This is a genomic window from Jatrophihabitans fulvus (assembly GCF_054781375.1).
Window position 1 is genome coordinate 1,524,824 of record NZ_BAAGUN010000001.1, and the last position, 16,559, is coordinate 1,541,382.

Annotated in this window: 17 protein-coding genes; 4 read left to right on the forward strand and 13 right to left on the reverse strand. The window is 71.2% G+C overall.

The window, feature by feature from the left end; all coding sequences use genetic code 11:
* Window positions 1-190: 190 nt before the first annotated feature.
* From ACYVP9_RS07415 to ACYVP9_RS07455, 9 genes are all read right to left on the reverse strand, one after another.
* Window positions 191-496: a DUF3817 domain-containing protein gene (locus ACYVP9_RS07415; protein WP_460604057.1), complete on the reverse strand. Its 306-nt coding sequence runs from the start codon at window positions 494-496 to the stop codon at window positions 191-193.
* A complete protein-coding gene (locus ACYVP9_RS07420; RefSeq protein WP_460604058.1) occupies window positions 493-1,695 on the reverse strand; it encodes an acyl-CoA dehydrogenase family protein in 1,203 nt (400 codons plus the stop codon). The genes ACYVP9_RS07415 and ACYVP9_RS07420 overlap by 4 nt, the downstream gene beginning before the upstream one ends.
* Before the next feature lie 39 nt (window positions 1,696-1,734).
* Window positions 1,735-2,079, reverse strand: a complete 345-nt coding sequence (locus ACYVP9_RS07425) for a metal-sulfur cluster assembly factor (RefSeq protein ID WP_460604059.1) — start codon at window positions 2,077-2,079, stop codon at window positions 1,735-1,737.
* Window positions 2,079-2,540, reverse strand: a complete 462-nt coding sequence (gene sufU, locus ACYVP9_RS07430) for an iron-sulfur cluster assembly scaffold protein (RefSeq protein ID WP_460604060.1) — start codon at window positions 2,538-2,540, stop codon at window positions 2,079-2,081. The genes ACYVP9_RS07425 and sufU overlap by 1 nt, the downstream gene beginning before the upstream one ends.
* The gene (locus ACYVP9_RS07435; protein ID WP_460604061.1) at window positions 2,537-3,781 is read right to left on the reverse strand and encodes a cysteine desulfurase; all 1,245 of its coding nucleotides are present in this window, start codon (window positions 3,779-3,781) and stop codon (window positions 2,537-2,539) included. Before ACYVP9_RS07435 ends, sufU begins: the two co-directional genes overlap by 4 nt.
* Before the next feature lie 65 nt (window positions 3,782-3,846).
* Window positions 3,847-4,617 carry an ABC transporter ATP-binding protein gene (gene sufC / locus ACYVP9_RS07440; RefSeq protein ID WP_460604062.1) on the reverse strand — a complete coding sequence of 257 codons (771 nt, stop codon included), beginning with the start codon at window positions 4,615-4,617 and terminating at the stop codon, window positions 3,847-3,849.
* Window positions 4,610-5,764 carry a SufB/SufD family protein gene (gene sufD, locus ACYVP9_RS07445; protein ID WP_460604063.1) on the reverse strand — a complete coding sequence of 385 codons (1,155 nt, stop codon included), beginning with the start codon at window positions 5,762-5,764 and terminating at the stop codon, window positions 4,610-4,612. The genes sufC and sufD overlap by 8 nt, the downstream gene beginning before the upstream one ends.
* Window positions 5,761-7,191, reverse strand: coding sequence for a Fe-S cluster assembly protein SufB (gene sufB, locus ACYVP9_RS07450; protein WP_460604064.1), 1,431 nt, complete (start codon window positions 7,189-7,191; stop codon window positions 5,761-5,763). The genes sufD and sufB overlap by 4 nt, the downstream gene beginning before the upstream one ends.
* Window positions 7,188-7,925, reverse strand: coding sequence for a helix-turn-helix transcriptional regulator (locus ACYVP9_RS07455; protein ID WP_460604065.1), 738 nt, complete (start codon window positions 7,923-7,925; stop codon window positions 7,188-7,190). Before ACYVP9_RS07455 ends, sufB begins: the two co-directional genes overlap by 4 nt.
* Before the next feature lie 95 nt (window positions 7,926-8,020).
* On the opposite strand from ACYVP9_RS07455, the gene ACYVP9_RS07460 reads away from it, so the two are divergent.
* Entirely contained in the window at window positions 8,021-8,692 is a 672-nt protein-coding gene (locus tag ACYVP9_RS07460) for a lysophospholipid acyltransferase family protein (RefSeq protein ID WP_460604066.1), read from the forward strand.
* Window positions 8,693-8,708: 16 nt separating this feature from the next.
* Here ACYVP9_RS07460 and ACYVP9_RS07465 read toward each other — a convergent pair whose 3' ends face one another.
* Both ACYVP9_RS07465 and ACYVP9_RS07470 read right to left on the reverse strand, forming a co-directional pair.
* Window positions 8,709-9,944, reverse strand: coding sequence for a phosphodiester glycosidase family protein (locus ACYVP9_RS07465; protein WP_460604067.1), 1,236 nt, complete (start codon window positions 9,942-9,944; stop codon window positions 8,709-8,711).
* Window positions 9,945-10,027: 83 nt separating this feature from the next.
* Window positions 10,028-11,296, reverse strand: a complete 1,269-nt coding sequence (locus ACYVP9_RS07470; protein WP_460604068.1) for a phosphodiester glycosidase family protein — start codon at window positions 11,294-11,296, stop codon at window positions 10,028-10,030.
* A gap of 279 nt (window positions 11,297-11,575) precedes the next feature.
* On the opposite strand from ACYVP9_RS07470, the gene ACYVP9_RS07475 reads away from it, so the two are divergent.
* Genes ACYVP9_RS07475 through ACYVP9_RS07485 form a run of 3 tightly spaced genes read left to right on the forward strand, consistent with a single transcriptional unit; the run spans window position 11,576 to window position 14,255 of the window.
* On the forward strand, window positions 11,576-12,514 hold the full coding sequence (locus ACYVP9_RS07475; protein WP_460604320.1) for an ABC transporter ATP-binding protein: 939 nt from the start codon (window positions 11,576-11,578) through the stop codon (window positions 12,512-12,514).
* On the forward strand, window positions 12,511-13,293 hold the full coding sequence (locus ACYVP9_RS07480; protein ID WP_460604069.1) for an ABC transporter permease: 783 nt from the start codon (window positions 12,511-12,513) through the stop codon (window positions 13,291-13,293). The genes ACYVP9_RS07475 and ACYVP9_RS07480 overlap by 4 nt, the downstream gene beginning before the upstream one ends.
* On the forward strand, window positions 13,284-14,255 hold the full coding sequence (locus ACYVP9_RS07485) for a COX15/CtaA family protein (RefSeq protein WP_460604070.1): 972 nt from the start codon (window positions 13,284-13,286) through the stop codon (window positions 14,253-14,255). The genes ACYVP9_RS07480 and ACYVP9_RS07485 overlap by 10 nt, the downstream gene beginning before the upstream one ends.
* Before the next feature lie 72 nt (window positions 14,256-14,327).
* On the opposite strand, the gene ACYVP9_RS07490 is transcribed toward ACYVP9_RS07485, so the two are convergent.
* The gene (locus tag ACYVP9_RS07490; protein ID WP_460604071.1) at window positions 14,328-15,641 is read right to left on the reverse strand and encodes a DUF445 domain-containing protein; all 1,314 of its coding nucleotides are present in this window, start codon (window positions 15,639-15,641) and stop codon (window positions 14,328-14,330) included.
* Window positions 15,638-16,495 (reverse strand): ATP-grasp domain-containing protein, encoded by an 858-nt coding sequence (locus ACYVP9_RS07495; RefSeq protein ID WP_460604072.1) that lies wholly within the window; start codon window positions 16,493-16,495, stop codon window positions 15,638-15,640. The genes ACYVP9_RS07490 and ACYVP9_RS07495 overlap by 4 nt, the downstream gene beginning before the upstream one ends.
* Window positions 16,496-16,559 lie beyond the last annotated feature (64 nt).

Genomic DNA, 16,559 nt, shown 5'->3' on the forward strand with positions numbered 1-16,559 from the left:
CCTCTCGTGAAGCCCTCTCGTGAAGCCCTCTCGTGAAGCCCTCTCGTAAAGCCCTCTCGTGAAGCCCTCTCGTGAAGCCCTCTCGTGAAGCCCTCTCAATTGTTTCCGGAAGAGGGTGCCGCAGTGGCTCGACGGCGTGTGCCGTCGCCCGTCGGAGAGGGGCCGAAGGGATGCGCGACCGGACCACACGTCAGCGGGCTGCGGGGCTGCTCTGCAACTCCGGGCGCTTCGCGGCGAGGAAACCGCCGCCGGGGATGACCGACTCGACGAGGACGACGAGGGTGGTGCGGGCGTCCCAGGCGGCGCGGCGGCGCACCTCGAACAGCACCATGCCGACGTACACGACGAACAGCAGGCCGTGCACCGGGCCCATGATCTTGACGCCGGTCTCCTGCATCGGATGGGTCGTGTACTTCACGATCGTGGCGACGATCAGCAGCAACCACGACACCGCCTCGACGACGGCGACGATGCGGAAGGCCTTCAGGACGTTCACGTGAACGCACTCTCCCCCGTGATCGACCGGCCGACGATCAGCGTGTTGATCTCGCGGGTGCCCTCGTAGGAGTAGAGGGCCTCGGCATCCAGGAAGGGCCGGACGATGCCGTACTCCAGGATGATGCCGTTGCCACCCATGAGTTCCCTGGCCCACCCGGCGTTCTCCCTCAGCCGCGTGGTGCAGAACGACTTGGCGAGAGCGCCCTGCTCGTCGCGGAAGATGCCGTCGTCCTGCAGCTGCGCGCCCCGGGCGGCCATGCCGAGCGAGGCTGTCAGGTTGCCGAGCTGCCGGGCCAGCAGGTCCTGGATGAGCTGGAACCCGCCGATCGGCCGTCCGAACTGCACCCGGTCGCGGGCATACTGCGCCGACACCTCGTAGAGGTTCGTCATCACCCCGACGGCCGACCAGGCGACGCTGCCGCGGGTATTGCGCAGCACCTTGTTGGTGTCGGCGAACGAGTTGGCGTGCTGCAACCGGTTCGCCTCGGGCACGCGGACGCCGTCGAAGGTCAGCACCGCGTTCTGCGTGATGCGCAGCGCGAGCTTGTTCTCCATCTTCTGCGCCGAGAAACCCGCCATGTCCTTCTCGACGACGAAGCCCTTGACCGAGTCGTCCTCGACGTCGCGGGCCCAGACGACGATCAGATCGGCGAAGGTGCCGTTGCCGATCCAGCGCTTCGCGCCGTCGATGATCCAGTCGTCGCCGTCGCCGTCGCGGCGCGCGGTCGTCTCGAGACCGCCGGCGACGTCGGACCCACCGTGCGGCTCGGTCAGGCCGAACGCCCCGATGAGCTCGAGCCGGCGCATGGCCGGCAACCAGCGTTCCTTCTGCTCGTCCGAGCCGCAGGTGGCGATGCTGCCCATCGCCAGGCCCGAGTGCACCCCGTAGAACGACGCGAAGGACGCGTCGATGCGCGACAGTTCGAGACTCACGAAACCGGACAGGATGCGCCGCCGCGCCGGACGGTCGGTCATGTCGAGCGACAGACCCATGACGTCGAGTTCTGCGAGCTTCGGGATCAGCTCGTGCGGGAACTCCGCACGCGCCCAGTGGTCGTCGACGACCGGGTCGAGGTTCTTCTCTAGCCATTCGCGCAGGTTCGCGAGAATGTCACGCTCGTCGTCGGCCAGCAGCTCGCGGTAGCCGAAGAGGTCGGTGTCGACGTCGGCGCGAGCGCCGGGCACGGGGTCAGCCATGGCACTGATGTCCCCGTGACACGGTGTGCGTGTAACGCCTCAGACGTTGAAGCCCAGGGCCCGCAGCTGCTCGCGGCCGTCGTCGGTGATCTTGTCCGGGCCCCACGGCGGCATCCAGACCCAGTTGATCTTGACCTCGGAGGCCAACGGCGTCGGGCCGCCGGTGAGGGCGGAGTGCGCCTGGTCCTCGATGACGTCGGTCAGCGGGCACGCCGCCGACGTCAGCGTCATGTCGAGCGTGATCACGTTGCCCGCGTCGCCGGACGCGACGTCGACGTCGTACAGCAGGCCGAGGTCGACCACGTTGATGCCCAGCTCGGGGTCGACGACGTCGCGCATCGCCTCGTCGATCTCGTCCCGCGAGGGAACCGTCGCCTGTGTCATCAGTCCTCCGCCTTCCAGCCGGCCTCGGCGACCGCGCTCTTCATGGCCATCCAGCCCAGCAGCGCGCACTTCACGCGCGCCGGGTACTTCGACACGCCCTCGAACGCCACGGCGTCCTCGAGCTGCTCCTCGTCGGCCTCGGTCAGCTCGGCCGCGCCCCGCGACTGCATGAGCTCGAGGAACCGGCGCTCCAGCGCCAACGCGTCGGACACCGGCTTGCCGGCGACGAGGCCGCTCATCACGGACGTGGACGCCTGGCTGATGGAGCAGCCCTCGCCGTCCCACCCGATGTCGGCGATCGCGCCGTCGGCGACGGTGACGCGCAGCGTCACCTCGTCACCGCAGGTGGGATTGACGTGGTGCACCTCGGCGTCGAACTCGTCGGGCAGCGACTTGTGCTGCGGGTGCTTGTAGTGATCCAGGATGATCTCCTGGTACATGCTCTCGACCATGTTGGTCATCGGACGAACATCTCCTGCACCTTGCGGATCCCGGTGACGAGGGCGTCGACCTCGTCGGTCGTGCTGTAGACCCCGAACGACGCGCGGGTCGTGGCGGGCACGCCGTAGCGCACGCACACCGGCCGCGCGCAGTGGTGGCCGGCGCGCACGGCGATGCCGTCCTCGTCGAGCAGTTGCGCGACGTCGTGGGGGTGCACGCCGTCGACGACGAACGCGATCGTCGCGCCGCGGCCTTCGGGCGTGGACGGGCCGATGATGCGGACGCCCTCGATCGCCGACAGCTTCTCGAGCGCGTACGTCGTCAACTCGCGTTCGTGCGCGGCGACGTTCTCCATGCCGATGTCGGTGATCCAGTCGATGGCGGCGCCGAGACCGACGGCCTCGGCGATCATCGGAGTGCCGGCTTCGAAACGGTGCGGCGGGGCGGCGTACGTCGTGCCCGTCATGTCGACGGTCTCGATCATCTCGCCGCCGCCGAGGAACGGGGGCATTGCGGCCAGCAGGTCGTAGCGACCCCAGAGCACTCCGACCCCGGTGGGTCCGTACAGCTTGTGCCCGGTGAAGGCGAGGAAGTCGACGTCCAGCGCCTGCACGTCCAGCGGCAGGTGCGGGGCCGACTGCGAGGCGTCGAGAACGGTGAGCGCGCCGACCTCGCGGGCGCGCGCGACCACCCGCGACACCTCGTTGACGGTGCCGAGCGCGTTCGACTGGTGCACGAACGCGACGACCTTGGCCTTCTCGGTGATGGTCGACTCGATGTCGACCAACCGGCCCTCGTCGTCGATGGGGATCCACCGGAACGTCGCGCCGGTGCGCTGCGCGAGCAGCTGCCACGGGACGATGTTGCTGTGGTGCTCCATCTCGGTGACCACGATCTCGTCGCCCGGGCCGACACGGAACCGCTCGGCGCCGGGGAACGTGGTGGCGTTCGACAGCGAGTACGCGACCAGGTTCAGCGCCTCGGACGAGTTCTTGGTGAACACGATCTCGTCGCGGTTCGGCGCATTGAGGAAGCGGGCCACCTTGTCGCGCGCGTCCTCGAAGGCCGTGGTCGCCTCGGACCCGAGCGTGTGCACCGCCCGCGCGACATTCGCGTTGTGCATGGCGTAGTGCTCGGTCATCGCGTCGAGCACCTGCTGCGGCTTCTGCGAGGTGTTCGCCGAGTCGAGGTAGATCAGCGGGGTGCCGTGCACCTCGCGCGACAGGATCGGGAAGTCCTTGCGGATCGTCTCGACGTCCATCCTCTGTCCCTTCCGGTTTCGGCGGTCCGACGCCACACGAGGCGTCGGGCCGCCGGAAGTTGGTGTCAGGCGGACGCGGTCTCCGGGACACCGAACCGCGCGTAACCCTCGTTCTCGAGGACGTCCGCGAGCTCCTTGCCGCCGGACTCGACGATGCGGCCGTCGAAGAACACGTGCACGAAGTCGGGCTCGATGTAGCGCAGGATGCGCGTGTAGTGGGTGATCAGCAGCGTGCCGATGCCCTGCTCGGAGCGCACCTTGTTCACGCCCTCGCTGACGACGCGCAGCGCGTCGACGTCGAGGCCGGAGTCGGTCTCGTCGAGGATCGCGATCTTCGGCTTGAGCAGCTCGAGCTGCAGGATCTCGTGGCGCTTCTTCTCGCCGCCGGAGAAACCCTCGTTGACGGAGCGGTCGGCGAAGGCCTTGTCCATGCCGAGGTCGTTCATGGCCGTGGACACCTCCTTGACCCAGTGCCGCAGCTTCGGGGCCTCACCGCGCGTGGCGGTGGCGGCGGTGCGCAGGAAGTTCGACACCGACACGCCCGGGACCTCGACCGGGTACTGCATGGCCAGGAACAGGCCCGCGCGGGCGCGCGCGTCGACGGTCATCGCGAGGACGTCCTCGCCGTCGAGCGTCACCGAACCGCCGGTGATCGTGTACTTCGGGTGGCCGGCGATCGAGTAGGCCAGGGTCGACTTGCCGGACCCGTTCGGCCCCATGATCGCGTGCGTCTCGCCCGACCGCACGGTCAGGTCGACACCCTTGAGGATCTCCTTGGGCTCCCCGCCCTCACCGGCCACGGTGACGTGCAGGTCCTTGATCACGAGCTCAGTCATCGTCGTTCTCCGTCTCAGGCAACTCGGGCGTGAAGCCCAGGCGGGCCTCGATGGCGGTCATCAGCTGGCGCTGCAGGTCGGGGACGCCGATACGGTCGACGACGTCGGCGAAGAAGCCGCGGACGACCAGCCGGCGCGCCTCGTCCTCGGGGACGCCGCGCGACTGCAGGTAGAACAGCTGCAGGTCGTCGAATCGTCCCGTCGCGCTCGCGTGCCCGGCCCCGGCGATGTCGCCGGTCTCGATCTCGAGGTTGGGCACCGAGTCGGCGCGGGCGCCGTCGCTCAGCAGCAGGTTGCGGTTCATCTCGTAGGTGTCGGTGCCCGTGGCGGACGGACGGATGCGCACGTCGCCGATCCAGACCGTCCGCGCCGACTCGCCCAGCAGGGCGTTCTTGTAGAGCACGTCCGAGCTGCAGTTCGGCTGCGAGTGGTCGACGAGCAGCCGGTTCTCGAAGTGCTGGCCGTCGCCGGCGAAGCTCACGCCGAGCAGCTCGGCATGCCCGCCGGGACCGCCGAAGCGGACGGTCGGCACCAGCCGCACGACGGAACCGCCGAGGGTGACGTTGTGGTGGCGGAACGTGGCGTCGCGTCCCACCAGCGCGGTGTGGGCGCTCAGGTGCACGGCACCGGTCGCCCAGTCCTGCACGGTGACCACCGACAGCTGTGCGCCGTCGTCGACCACGAACTCGACGTTCGCGGCGTCACCGGTCTCGCCGTGGTGGTCGAAGACCACGGTCGCGTTGCTGAACTTCGCGGCGTGCACGATCACGTGCCCGTAGTTGCGTCCGGGGCTGCCCTGCACGTCGACGACGACCGGGCGCTCGGGACGGGCCTCGGCCGCGATCTCGATCAGCAGCACGTCGCGGACGTTGGCCATGGCCAGCGCGGCCACGCGGTCGGCGGGCTCGGCCACCCGCCCGAACAGCGGGTGCTCGCGGTCGACGATCGAGTGGGTGACGCCCTCGGGGGCGTCGACCTCGACGCGCTCGGAGCCGTCGGCCTCGAAGGGCTCGAAGAATTCGCGCAGCCGAGGGATCGGCGAGAAGCGCCAGTCCTCCTGGTGCCGGTCGGGCGCCGGGAAGTCGTCCGGGTTGCGGGACGTGAAACGTTCGGCCGGGGATCCGGTCGGTGCCAGTGTTGCTGTCATCCGACAGCGCCCTCCATCTGCAGTTCGATCAAGCGGTTGAGCTCGAGCGCGTACTCCATCGGCAGCTCGCGGGCGATGGGCTCGACGAAGCCGCGCACGACCATGGCCATCGCCTCGTCCTCGGACAGGCCGCGGCTCATGAGATAGAACAGCTGGTCCTCGCTGACCTTCGAGACGGTCGCCTCATGACCCATCGACACGTCGTCCTCGCGGACGTCGACGTAGGGGTAGGTGTCGGACCGGCTGATGTCGTCGACCAGCAGCGCGTCGCACTTCACCGTGGACGCGGAGTGGTGGGCGCCCTTGTTGACCTGCACGAGGCCGCGGTAGGACGTGCGGCCACCGCCGCGGGCCACCGACTTCGACACGATCGTCGAGGACGTGTGCGGCGCGAGGTGCAGCATCTTGGCGCCGGCGTCCTGGTGCTGGCCCTCGCCCGCGAACGCGATCGAGAGGACCTCGCCCTTCGCGTGCTCACCGGTCAGCCACACGGCCGGGTACTTCATCGTGACCTTCGAGCCGATGTTGCCGTCGATCCACTCCATGGTGGCGCCGGCCTCGGCGCGGGCCCGCTTCGTCACCAGGTTGTAGACGTTGTTGGACCAGTTCTGGATCGTCGTGTAGCGGCAGCGCGCGCCCTTCTTCACGATGATCTCGACGACGGCAGAGTGCAGCGAGTCGCTCTTGTAGATCGGCGCCGTGCAGCCCTCGACGTAGTGCACGTACGAGTCCTCGTCGGCGATGATCAGCGTGCGCTCGAACTGGCCCATGTTCTCGGTGTTGATGCGGAAGTAGGCCTGCAGCGGGATCTCGACGTGCACGCCCTTCGGCACGTAGATGAACGAGCCGCCCGACCACACCGCCGTGTTCAGCGCGGCGAACTTGTTGTCACCCGACGGGATGACGGTGCCGAAGTACTCCTCGAAGATCTCGGGGTGCTCCTTGAGCGCGGTGTCGGTGTCCATGAAGATGACACCCTGCTTCTCGAGCTCCTCGTTGATCTGGTGGTAGACCACCTCGGACTCGTACTGGGCCGCGACACCGGACACGAGGCGCTGCTTCTCCGCCTCGGGGATGCCGAGCTTGTCGTAGGTGTTCTTGATGTCCGCGGGGAGGTCGTCCCAGGTGGCGGCCTGCTTCTCCGTCGACCGCACGAAGTACTTGATGTTGTCGAAGTCGATGCCCGCGAGGTCGGAGCCCCAGTTCGGCATCGGCTTCTTGTCGAACACCGCGAGAGCCTTCAGCCGGCGCTCGAGCATCCACTCGGGCTCGGACTTCTTGGCCGAGATGTCGCGGACGACGGCCTCGGACAGCCCGCGCTGCGCACTGGCACCCGCGACGTCGGTGTCGGCCCAGCCGTAGCCGTAGCGGCCCAGGCTGTCGATCTGCTCGTCCTGGGTGAGCGTGCGCTCGGGAGTGGTGGTCATGTATCGGACCTCTCGGATCGCATGGTGCCGGTGTTCGTACTGGTGCTGCTGGTGCTGCTCGTCCCGCTCGCGACGGGGACGTAGGTGGTGCAGACGCCGTCGCCGTGGGCGATGGTCGCCAACCGCTGGACGTAGGTACCGAGGACGCTCTCGAAGGCGCGCGTCTCGGCCTCGCACAGCTGCGGGAACTCGGCCGCGACGTGCGCGACCGGGCAGTGGTGCTGACAGATCTGGACACCGGAGACCTCCCCCGGCATTCCCACCGTCCGCGTGGTGGAGGCATACCCGTTCGCGGTCAGCGCGTCGGCCATGGCGTCGGCACGGGCCGGCAGCGGGGCCTTCGGGTCGACGCGCTGCTGCAGCTGGGTGGCCAGCGCGCGGGCACGGTGGCGGGCGAAGCCCTCGAGCGCGGCGTCGCCGCCGGTGTCGGACAGGTAGCGCAGGGCGGTGTTCGCCAGGTCGTCGTAACCGTGCGGGAACGCGGCCCGGCCGGCGTCGGTCAGGGCATAGGTGCGGGCCGGACGGCCGCGACCGCGGCGGTCGGACGTGCGGGGCTCGCGCTCGACGAGCAACCCGTCCGCGACCAGGGCGTCGAGGTGGCGGCGGATCGCCGCGGCGGACAGGCCCAGCCGCTCGGCCAGTGCGGCGGCGCTCTGCGGACCCTGTTCGAGCACGCTGCGGGCGACGGCGTCGCGCGTGCCGTCGGCACGCTTCCCGTCCCCACTGATTTTCACAACACAAGTATGTCGTATTTCCGGACGCGATGCAGGCGGCTCACCCAGGCGTGGCACGGGTCACCGCCGATCACCGGCGTTGTAGGTTCCGCTCCGTGCTGTATCGCGCGCTCGAGCTGACCCTGGCCCCCGCGCTGCGCGCCGTCTACCGGCCGCACGTCACGGGCCTGGAGCACCTCCCGGTCGACGGGCCCGTGATCGTCGCGGCCAACCACATCTCGTTCGCGGACGAGTTCTTCACCCCGCTGGCCGCCCGCCGGCAGATCTTCTACTTCGCCAAGGCCGAGTACTTCACGACCCCCGGGCTGCGCGGGCGGGCGATGGCCGCCTTCTTCAACGGCATGGGTCAGGTCCCGGTCGCCCGCACCGACACCCGCTCGGCGGCCGCGGTCATCGACATCGGGGTCGAGGTGCTGCAGTCGGGCAAGGCACTGGGCATCTATCCCGAGGGCACCCGCTCCCCCGACGGCCGGTTGCACAAGTTCCGCACCGGCGTGGCCCGCCTCGCCCTGCGCAGCGGCGCCCCCGTCGTCCCCGTGGGCCTGGTCGGCACCCGTGACGTGCAGCCGCCGGACAGCCGCATGTGGCACCGGGCGCCGGTGTCGGTGCACTTCGGCGCCCCGATGTCGTTCGGCCACCTGGCCGCCCAGGAGCGCAGCGCCCGGGTGCTGCGGCAGGTCACCGAGCAGATCCGCGAGGCGATCCAGTCGCTGTCGGGTCAGGAGTACGTCGACACCTTCGGCTCGAACGTGAAGGCCGCGGGCTGAGCGTCACCCCGAGCCGCTACCTGCGGACGACGAACAACCCGTCCGGCACGGGCCGGACGACACCGTAGGCGGGCACGTTGCGCACCGTCACGTCCGGTGCTCCGGGCATCCGCGCGACCATCGTGGTCGAGCCACCGCCGTCGAACATGATCGCCGACCAGCACCGCAGCGTGTCGCGCAGCCACCCCGTCAGCTCGCCGTAGGTCATGCCGCGGGCGGTGCGGGAGCCGCCGTCGACGGTGCCCAGACGCACGGTCGCGCCGTCCGCCGAGACGCACGCGAAGGTGAGCGGGTTGCGGTACCGGTTCGGGATCGTGATCGACGACGGCGTGTCGCGGTAGGGCGCGTTGTGGCGCAGCAGCACGCGCCCGCCACCGATGTAGGAGCGCACGCCCGCGACCGTGTGCGCGGTGTCGAGGCCCAGCCCGCCGCCCCGGCGCAGGTGGGCGGCGAGCCAGTCGCCGCCCTCTCCGCAGGCCAGCAGTGTCCGCTGGCCGGCGGCCAGGCGGGCCCACGCGCGCACGCGCTTCTGCACGGACGCGACGGTGCGGGTGACCGTGCGCACCGAGCGCGTCCTCCCGGCGGAGCGGACCGTCCGTGTGGTCACGACGGTGCGGACGCCGGCCGCGGTGCACCGGCCGTGGAGCCCGGTAGGCGCGAGCGCGGGGGTGGCGAGGGTGATGCCCCCACGCATCGCGTACTCGACGTTGTTGACGTTGCCGACCCGGTGGGTCGCGCGGTCGGGCGCCGTGACCGTCGCGCGGTAGCCGGGGTCGCCGATGTGGGCCCGTCCGTCGGCGGTGACGTACAGCGTGGCGGCGGTGTCGGTACGGGCCGACTTGTAAAGGATGCCGTCGCGCATCAGCCCGCCCCGCGGTGGACTGTTCGGGTCGTCGAGATCGAAGAAGTCGCCGTTGACGCCGGCCACGGCGTGCTGCCGGCGCGCGATGGTCGGCGTGTCGGCGCGGGGGCCACCGACCAGGCCGCTGCCGGCCGCGGGCACCAGCGCGGTGCGGGCGCCCAGCCTGGCGGTGACGACCATGACCCGCTGCGGCAGGGCGCGCCGTCCGACGCCGAGCGAGAACGAGTACGTCGTCAACGTGACGCCGGGCGACAGGGTCGTGACGTCGGACGCGGCACCTGCGGGCGACGTCCCGACGACCGTCCCCGTGACCGTGCCGACGGCCAGGCTCGCCAGCAGCAGCGACAGCACCGACGAGGTGAGCGCAGCCGGCAGGATCCGACGATTCATGTTAACTCCGCGTGAGTTCTACTCGACACCGAGTATGCGCGGCGATGCGGTTCGTGACAACCACCGGTCGGACGGCGCGTCGCTCAGCGGCGCGGCAGCACGAGCAGGGCCGTCGCCACCGGACGCGCCACCCCGTCGCTCGGCCGGTTGAGGATCGCCGGGGCATGTCGCGGCAGCGCGGCGACCAGGGTGCTCGAGCCCCCGCCGTCCAGCATGATCGCCGACCAGCAGCCCAGCGACCCGCGCAGGTACCGGGTGAGCTCGGTGTACGTCATGCCGGCGGAGAACCGCCAGCGGCCGTCGACCGTGCCGAGGTACACCGACCGCCCGCCCGCCTGCACGCAGGCGAAGCTGAGCGGGTTGCGGTAGCGGTCCGGGATCCGCAACGAGGCCGTGGTGTCGCGGTACGTCCGCCCGGCGCGCAGCAGCACCGTGCCGCCGCCGACGAACGACGTCAGCCCGCGCACCGTGTAGCTCATGGTCAGGTTCAGCTCGAGACCCGGCCTGACCGCCCAGGTCAGCCACCGTCCGGCTTCGCCGCACCCGACCAGCGCGCGTCCGCCGGCCGGGCGGCGCGGGAACGTGGCGAGGCCGGACGTCACGGCGGTGACGACGACAGCGACGGCCCCCGGGGCCGTCGCTCCGGGTGCGGCCGTGCTGCCAGGGACGGCCGGCGCGAGGTCGGCGACCACGCACCCCGTGGTCAGCTTGCCGCCGGCGTGCAGCTCGTCGACCAGGGCCAGCGCACCGAGACGCGCCGCCCGCAGGCTGTTGTGGACGCGGACGGTGTGCGTCCGTCCGCCGGGCGTGGTGACGGAACCGGCGTATCCCGGGCTGCCGATGTGGGCCCGTCCGTCGGACGTCGTGTACAGCGTGGCGGCGGTGTCGGCGCGGGCCGAGCGGTAGACCCGTCCGTCGCGCATGAGTCCGCCGCGAGTCTCGCCGGTCGCCGTGCCCGGGTCGAAGAAGTCGGCGTTGACCGCTGCGAGTGCCTTCTCCCGGCGGGCGAGGCCGAGCACCCCGCGGTGCGCGGCACCGATCAGGCCGTTGGTGGCGGACGGGACCAACCGCACCCCGTCCGGACCGAGCCACAGCCGCAGCAGGGTCATGCGCTGCGGCAGCCGGCGGGAGCCGGACCGGACGGTGAAGTAGCGCGAGCTCACGACCGCGCCGCGGGTCAGACGGGTCGGCGCCAGCGCCCGTGGCGGCTTGGGTTTGGGCTTGGGTCTGGGTTTGGCCACCGGAGGCTTGCGCGGTGCGGTCGCAGCGCCCGCCCGGTCCGCGGCACCGGGCAGCGACGGCGCGGCGACGAGCGATGCCCCGGTCACCGTCAGCGCCGCTGTCACCGCCATCAGCGCGCCCAGCGCCGGGCGTCGTCCACCCAGTCGTCCACCCAGTCGTCCACGCCGCCGTCCACCCAGCCGTCCACCCGTTGGTCCACCCGTACGTCCACCCATTGGTCCACCCTCCCGCCGTCATGATCGGCAGGACGGGCCCCGGTCCGACGGGCGGAAGGTCCCGCATCCGGCCGCATGAGGCACCGCTCGACGCGGGGGCCGGAGTCGCCGGTCACCGCGCGGAGGCGCGCGTGCCCGGCCGGTCGCCACGATTCCTAGACTGACCTGGTGTCCGTGGATCCCGCCGCCGTCGAGATCGTCGATCTCGTCAAGGCGTACGGGTCCGGCGAGCGGACCACCCGGGCCGTCGACGGGCTGTCGCTGACCCTGCCGCGCGGCGGCGTGCTGGCCCTGCTCGGCCCCAACGGCGCCGGCAAGACCACCACCATCGAGATCTGCGAGGGCTTCCGCAGGCCCGACTCCGGACGCGTGCGGGTGCTGGGTCTCGACCCGCACGCCGACGCCGCCGCCCTGCGCCCGCGGGTGGGCGTGATGCTGCAGGACGGCGTGGGCGGCTACACCGGTGCCAGCGCGCTCGAACTGTTGCGCCTGTTCGCGTCCTACGCCGTCCGTCCCCAGGACCCGCGCGCGCTGCTCGACGTCGTCGGTCTCGGCGACGCCGCGCGCACCGCGGTGAAGCGGCTGTCCGGCGGGCAGCGGCAACGGCTGTCGCTCGCGCTCGCGCTGATCGCGCGTCCCGAACTGGTGTTCCTCGACGAGCCGACCGCCGGCATGGACCCGCAGTCGCGGCGCGGCACCTGGGAGCTCGTCCGCTCGCTGCGGGCCGACGGGGTGACCGTCGTGCTCACCACCCACTTCCTCGACGAGGCCGAGCAGCTCGCCGACACCGTCGTCGTGATGGACGCCGGCCGCATCGTCGCGCAGGGCAGCCCGGCCGAGCTGACCCGCGCCGGCGCGGAGGGTCAGATCCGCTTCCGCGCCGAGCAGGACCTGCCCGTCGCGAAACTGGTCGAGGCGCTGCCGGCGGGCACGTCCGTCGTCGAGGACTCCCCCGGCCGCTACCTGGTGACCGGCGAGGTCACCCCGCAGCTGCTGGCCACGCTGACGGCCTGGTGCGCCGCGCAGCAGGTGCTGCCCGAGGACCTCCACGTCGAGAAGCGCACCCTGGAGGACGTGTTCCTCGACCTGACCGGACGGGAGCTGCGCGCATGACCGCCGGCACGAGGGCGGCGATCTCCTTCGCCCCCGACCCGGGCACGGCCCCGCGCGGGCGCATGCTCGCCGCGCAGACCGTCATGGAGTTCAAGCTCCTGCTGCGCAACGCCGAACAGGTCGGGCTGACCCTGCTCATCCCGTTGCTGCTGCTGTTCTTCTTCAACCTGCCCTTGCTGTACTCGCTCGGCGTCGAGCGGCGCATCGACTTCGTCGTGCCCAGCATCATCGCGCTGGCGGTGATGTCGGCGGCGTTCACCGGCCTGGCGATCGGCACCGGCTTCGAGCGCAAGTACGCCGTGCTCAAACGCCTGGGCGCCACCGCGCTGCCGCGCTCGGTGCTCATCGGCGGCAAGACGCTGGCGGTGCTGCTGCTCGAGGTCGTGCAGGTCGCCCTGATCTGCGGTCTCGGCTTCGCGCTCGCGTGGCAGCCGCACGGCGACCCGCTGTTCGCGGCAGCGCTCGTGATCATGGGGACGCTCGCGTTCGGCGGTCTCGGCATGCTCGTCGCCGGCACGCTCAAGGCCGAGGTCACGCTGGCGGCCGCCAACCTGATCTGGCTGGTCCTGCTGTTCGGCGGGGGCATCGCGATCCCGCTCGACCGCTTCGGCTCGGTGGCCCAGGACATACTGCAGTACCTGCCGTCCGCCGCGTTGTCGGACGGGCTGCACCAGGTGTTCGAGGGCGGCCACGGCTACCCGCTGCAGGACGTCGTGGTCCTCACCGTGTGGGCCGCCGTCACCATCCCGGCCGCCGCGAGGTGGTTCCGGTGGGAGTGAGCACCGACCTCGAAGGCCGCGTCTCGGCCACGCCCCCTGCGCGTCGCTCGCCGCTGGAGCCGGTGCTGCGGTTCCTGCGCCGACCGTCGGTGCTGCTGCGGTTCGCCGTGGCGTCCGTGGTGGCCAACGTCGTCATCGTGGTCACCGGCGGGGCGGTGCGGCTCACCGACTCCGGCCTCGGTTGCCCGACCTGGCCCAACTGCGGCGGAGGCCGGCTGACGCCCGAACCCGAGTCGGGCTTCCACGTCTACGTCGAGTTCGGCAACCGCATGCTGACGTTCGTGCTCGTCGCGATCGCGATCGGCACCTGGCTGGCCGCGATGGCGCAGCGTCGCGAACGACGGCTCGCGACGTTCGCCGCGCTCGGCATCCCCGCCCAGGCCGTGCTCGGCGGCCTCACCGTGCTCACCCACCTGAACCCGTGGCTCGTCGCAGCGCACTTCCTGCTGTCGTCGGTGATCATCGCGATCACGTTCGCGCTCTTCTGGCGGGTGCGTCCGGACGGGGCGGTGCCCGCGGCCGACACCCGGGTCAGGCTGCTCGCCCGGCTGACCACGGCCGCCGCCGCGATCACGCTGATGATCGGCACCGTCGTGACCGGCAGCGGCCCGCACGCCGGCGACCTCACGAGCGGACGGGTGCGTCGCACCGGTCTCAGTCCGGCGTCCATGTCGCAGCTGCACGCCGACTCGGTGATGGTGCTCATCGGCCTCAGCGTCGGGCTGCTCGTGCTCGTCCACGTGCTCAAGGCGCACGCGGCCGTGCGCCGGGCCGCGGCGATCCTGGTCGCGGTCGAGCTGGCGCAGGGCGGTGTCGGGTACGCGCAGTACTTCCTGCACCTGCCGGAGCTGCTGGTCGGCATCCACATGCTGGGGGCGTGCCTCGTGTGGCTCGCCGCGCTGCAGGTGCTGCTGCTGTCCGAACCGGCCGCGCGCCGGTCGGCGCGGCCCGTCCCCGCCTGAGCCTCGCGGATCTTCATGGTCCGACGGGTTCATCGCGGCGTCTGACCATGAAGATCGGGTAACCGGGCGGCGTCAGAGCAGCTGGGACAGCGTGTGGATCGCGAGGCCGGCCAGCGCACCGACGACGGTGCCGTTGATGCGGATGAACTGCAGGTCCCGTCCGACCTGCATCTCGACGCGGCGGCTCGTCTCGTCGGTGTCCCAGCGCTCGATCGTGGACGAGATCACGCCGGTGAGGTCGTCCGCGTAGTGCGTGGCGACGTGGCCGGCCAACCGGTGCAGCGCGTCGTCGACGCGCCGACGCACGTTCGGGTCGTCGCGCAGCACCTCGCCGCCGCGGACGGTGAGCGACTCGGCTGAGCGACGCAGGTCGGAGTTCGGGTCGCCGGTCTCGGTGAGCAGGGCACCCTTGAGCGCGTCCCAGAGCTGGTTGAGGTACTCGTGGATGCGCGGGTGGTCGAGCAGCTCGTCCCGGGCGGCCTCGACGCGAGCGATGCGCTCGGGGTCGTTGCGCAGCTGGTCGGCGAGCTCGCGCAGCTGCCGGTCGAAGCCCTGCCGCAGCCCGTGCTCGTCGTCCTCGACGACGTCGGTGATGAACGAGCGCAGCATCGCGAAGCCCTTGGCGAAGACCCGGTCGTCGATCCAGTCGGGCACCCACTCGGGCGACTCGTGGGCGACCCGCTGCCGCAGCAGCGCCTTGTTCTCGTCCAGGAACTTGCGGCTGCCACGCAGGAACAGCGTCAGCGCGGCCTGGTGCTGGCCCGCGTCGCAGGCGGCCTCGATGATGCGCGCGAGCAGCTGCGCGATGTCGAGCTTGCGCAACCGCCGGTCGGCGAACGACGCGACCGCGACCCGGATCTGGTCGTCGCGCATCACCTCGGCCATGCCGCTGATCGCGTTGCTCAGTTCCGTCGAGAGCCGGCGCGCGTGCTCGGGATCGGCGAGCCAGTCACCCACCCGCTGCGGCACCTGCGCCGCCTGCAGCCGCTCGGCCAGCACCTCGCTGGTCAGGAAGTACTCGCTGACGAAGTTCGCCAGACCCTCACCGATCTGGTCCTTCTTGGCCGGGATGATCGCGGTGTGCGGGATCGGGATGCGCAACGGGTGCCGGAACAGCGCGGTCACCGCGAACCAGTCGGCCAGGCCGCCGACCATCGACGCCTCGGCGGCCGTCTCGACGTAGCCCCACACCCCGCGCCCGTCGCCGACCGTGCGGCAGACGACGTACACCGCGGCGGCGATCAGCAACAGCGCGGTGGCGACCCGCTTCATGCGCCGCAGCGCGTCGATGCGCTCCTGCTTGACCTCCGGCATGCGGACGGGCGGCCCGCCGGCGTCCTGTGACGCCGGCGGCGCGGGATTCCGCGTCGGGCTGGGGCGCGTCACGCGCGGGCCGCGATCGCCTCGGCGAACCGGTCCGCGGCGCCGTCCGCGTAACCCAGGAACATCGACGGCTCGGTGAGCTCGAGTTCGGTCACCACCGGCCCGTCCGGGCCGGGCAGCAGGTCGACACGGGCGTACAGCTGATCGTCGCCGAAGCGGTCCCGGACGGCCGCCAGAGCGGCGTCGCCGACCTCGAGCTGCGCGGGGTCGGGCTCGCGGGCGGTGATGTTCTCGGGAACGAACAACGACCCGCCCGACACGGGGTGGGACGAGTCGGGCGGCAGCATGACGCCCTTGCGGATCGCGTGGCTGAAACGACCGTCGAAGTACAGCAGGGCCGTCTCCCCCTGGGCGTCGACCCCGGTCATGAACGGCTGCACCAGCACGGTGCGACCGGCCTCGTGCAGCGATGCGGCGTGGGCGAGCGCGTCGTCGCGCCGACCGGGACCGAAGCGTCCCGCGCCGCGCGAGCCCGCGCCGACCGACGGCTTCACCACGAACTCGCCGTCGGGCACCTCGACGTCCTGTCCGGGCGCGGCGAAGCGCGAGGGGACGGTCGGCACACCGGCGCGCGCCAGATCGTCCAGGTAGCGCTTGTCGGTGTTCCACCCGATCACGTCCGAGCTGTTGCACACGGACGGGAGGGTGCCCACCCAGCGAAGGAATCGCTCGACATCGTCGTGGTAGTCCCACGTGGAACGGATCACGACGGTCGCGTCGTCCCACCGGGCGGACGGGTCCGTCCACACCTGCCACCGCACGTCGACGCCGCGGCGGACCAGCGCGGCGGTGAGCTCGGCCGCGTCCTCGTCGCCGGCGGGCAGGTCGGCGCAGGTGGCGAGCACGACATCAGGCATGGGATCCGATCCTAGGAGGGCGACACGGGCAGTGCTCCCCGGCGGGTGGGCGGGCGTGTCCCAG